Here is a 4,057-nt window from a genome sequence, read left to right on the forward strand (position 1 = left end):
GATTTCATGTTGCAGATGGTGGAACTGTCAGCGGCGCCGTAAGTCTTTCCGCAATCTATGGTTTCGGACCGAATGATATTTATGCAGTAGGAGAAAGAATATATGATAATCCCGCGCCGCCGCCGAATTTTTTAGACTCGAGTTTGATTATACATTTCCATGGAGCACAGTGGATAGAAGTTCCGATCCCTCGAGCTCGAAATCTCCTTGCTATCTTTGGGGTATCATCAAATGATATATGGGCAGGTGGTGTCGAAGGGACATTATATCATTATTTGGGGGTGTCGTGGTCACGACATACACCACCAAGATCCTATACACGTGGGAGTTACCAATTTCTAAGTTTTTCAGGCATACGTAGCGACGAGATCTATGCTGTGAGCATTTGGAATAATGTTGCTCACATTGGTGAGATCGATTCGACCTATTACTTTCTTAACAAGTTTCAAGGCAACACATGGATGGTTGCAGATTCATTTTTGATAACAGCGGGGCAGGTTTTTTTCCCTTGGGGGACGCAACTGTGGTCCAGTCCTGAAGGCAATCTTTACTCAGCAGGACCAAATGTATATCGATTGACGGAAAACCAATGGATTGAAGTTCTTGATACAGGTAAATGGATGACTAGAGTTCTTGGGACAAACGAGCGTAATATCTTTGCCGTTGGACACTTCAGCACTGTATATCATTGGAATGGAAGCGATTGGTTTCAATTCTCACAACTGAAGCTTGATGACGTTCATTATTCGTCGGGCTGGACAGACGGAAATGAAGTTTTTATCATTGGATTTGTCAATGGGGGATTCAAAACGGTGATTGCTCATGGGAAATAACAATTAACAATTTTATTCACTTAAAACAATGGAGGAATATATGAAGAACAATTTATTTTTTTTTGTTTTTGCACTGCTAATGTTGACACTTAACAATGCCAGCGATGCGCAGCAGAAACCTTCTCAACAGCGAGAGGATTTGATAAAATGGTTTGACGAAGAAGGACGATCGTATTTTGTGGACAATAAGCGCATCGATGCATTCACGGGTACACCGCGAGCGATCTATCAGGTAGACCATTCACCGTTTAGCGGAACACCCGAACAGGCTGCGAGACAGTATCTCAGCTCAGAAGTGACAACGTTCAGGTTGCAGCCAGGTCTACAAGATATTCAAACAAAGTTGATACAAGAAAGTCCCGCGGGATATCATGTCCGCTTTCAACAAACGTTCCAAAATATCCCTGTGTATGGAGTAGAAATTGTTGTAAGCCTTGATTGCAGCAATCGAGTTATGATGGTGATGAACAACTACAAACCCACACTCAGTGTTACTACAACAATACCAGTACTATCATCGGCAGAAGCGAGAAGAACCGCGGAACAATATCTTGGATTTCAGGGCATTCCGTTAGGCGATTTGACTACAACGCTGGTCATATTTCCGTTCGGTCAAACCCAGAAACTGACTTACCGTATTACACTCCCAATCGATGAACCTCGAGGCGATTGGGAAATTTTCGTTGACGCTCTCACGGGAGAAATTGTTGCAGCAAGGGATATTAGTTTGAATTCTGTGAACGGTTCAGGGCATGTGTTTAATCCTGATCCGCTAACAACTGCCCAAGCTTCGTATGGTCAAACAGGATATGTAGATAACAATGATAGTGATTCACCGCAATTAAATGCTCAACGAATGCTAGTGATGCTTAGAGATATAAAGAGAGTAGTTTCAGGCAGTGACACAACTTATAGGTTAGAAGGGCCTTATGTCCAAATCAAAGACTGGGACCTCCCGACAAGTATTCCTGTGAATGCTACACATCCTGATTCATTCCGTTTCACGAGAAGTCAACAGGGTTTTGAGGACGTGATGGTCTATTACCATATTGATAACAGCCAGCGGTATATTCAATCTCTCGAATTTACAGGCATTCAAAACCTTTCGATATGGGCTGACCCTCATGGTGAAAATGGTGCTGATAATTCTAGGTACTATCCGTCGATAAATAGGTTAACATTTGGTGAAGGGGGTGTCGATGATGCTGAAGATGCAGATGTTATTTTGCACGAGTATGGACATGCTATTCACCACGGCACTGTGCCGGGATGGAGCGGTTACGGACAGCAGGGTGCACTTGGAGAAGGCTTTGGTGATTTTTGGGCAGGAAGTTATTCAAAGAGCATTAGCACGTTCCGTTCCGAATGGGTATTCAATTGGGATGGACACAACCCGTTCTGGGCTGGAAGAATCCTCAATGATACACGAACATATCCAGGTGGGTTGACGGGACAGATTCATAACGATGGTCAAATGTGGTCTTCAACGCTGATGCAAATCTGGGACGACATCGGGCGATCCATTATTGATCGGCTGGTTCTGCAGAGTCACTACTACCTTACCAGCAGCGGTGTCACGATGACGGATAATGCATATGCCGTGATTCGTGCAGATGAAGTTCTCTATAATGGGCAACATATTCCTGCGATTGTCGCTCGATTCAATGCGCGAGGATTTACAAATGCTAGGGTTGTGACAGTTCGTAATTCGTTCGATGGTGGTGTTGTAAAAGTAAATACTATGCAATACTTGTCTGGAGCAAAGTTTGGATTTCCTGTTGGCAGCACACAAACCTTAGCAGTATTGGATAGCCAAGAAGCCAATAACTATATGCGCATTTTCCAAGACTGGAATCTTCATGGCAGTGGTACATCAACCCAGAAAACCATACAGATTACTGTCCCAAACTCAGACGCCTCCTACACCGCCAACTTTCTTAAACTCTTCAACGTTTCGTTAAGTCCAGCCGAGTTTATAGAGCCCGGTAGCGGAGGTACTTACAAGGTTGACGGAGTTGATGTCGGTCCTACGTGGAATGGTGCAATACTACAATATAGATCAAAAACCATCGAGGCCGTCCCGCCTGCTGGTTATTTATTTGTCGGTTGGAGCGATGGCGAAACAGCCAACCCACACAACGTGTCACCCACAGACCACATAGAAAATCTGCGTGCTATATATAAACTCCCTATGAAATCGAATCTTTCTACAGCGCTATCGGGTAACAGTCAACGAAAATTAATTAACTCTGGTGATTTATATTTAGCATACGAGAGTGCTGGTAGAATCTGGATGGCAAAATCTACCGATGGTGCAAATACTTGGCAACCTGAAAGTTATGTTGGCGAAGGGAGTAAACCATCAATATCAGCGAGTGCACGTGGTACAGATATCACTTTCAATAAAAAGCAGGCTGATAATACTTATTCAGTTTTTTGGAGGCGTTTTGGTTTACCCCATACTGATGTAGTCGGTTTAGGTTCCACGCCGGGCGTTATTGAACCCAATCCTGTTGCTGGCGATATAGATGTTGGGGCAAGTATTTATAATTTATACTTTTTCTGGAACAATACGAATGGAATAAGTTATCATAAGAAAACTGTATATCTTAATTCTCATTCATACCATAGTGGTGGAACTTTGACTAAACCAAATTCCCTACTCAGAAATCCAAGTCTCGCTATGCCATATTTAACGTATGACGATAATCAAAAAATTTATTTGAGAAAAATCGAATTATCTACAGTAGTAAATTATCAAAGCATATTAGGTAATGAAGAAGTAGTACCAGCCAGCGCTAATGAAGGGGCACCTTATTCGCCCAGCGACCGCGAAAGCCGCAAATCGCAAGTAACATCCGCAGGTGATATAGTTTGGGAAGCTGGAAATTTTCTGCCCTATAGAGAAGATCCTATTGAAAAGTATAGCGTTAGCGCTCTTGCAGTTTCACCAGGTCCGGGCGACCCTCCACCATCACCGCCAAAGTCTGCAATTTTTTTTCAGAAACGAAACGTCGATGGTACTTATGGTGCTGCAATATCTTGGTCGGGGTCATTCAATTTTTATAACCCAACAGTCGCATCATATAACGGCAATATAACTGTAATGTGGGAAACCGGTGTAAATACTTATCGTGTCAGCTCGCCCAATTTAGGCATCGGAAGCGCCGTTATTACTGCTGGAGTAAATCCAAACCTTGCTTCTGATCAATTAAAATACGCTT

The 4,057-nt window shown here is 43.1% G+C and carries 2 protein-coding genes; both read left to right on the plus strand.

What is annotated here, in order from left to right; all coding sequences use genetic code 11:
• On the plus strand, positions 1-833 hold an 833-nt coding region (locus tag QME58_14165), incomplete at its 5' end, for a hypothetical protein (protein MDI6804958.1).
• Between the two features lie 40 nt (positions 834-873).
• Positions 874-4,057: hypothetical protein (locus tag QME58_14170; protein MDI6804959.1), on the plus strand; the 3,184-nt coding region annotated here is incomplete at its 3' end.

The sequence above is a fragment of the Bacteroidota bacterium genome (assembly GCA_030017895.1).
Taxonomy (GTDB): Bacteria; Bacteroidota; Ignavibacteria; order UBA10030; family BY39; genus JASEGV01.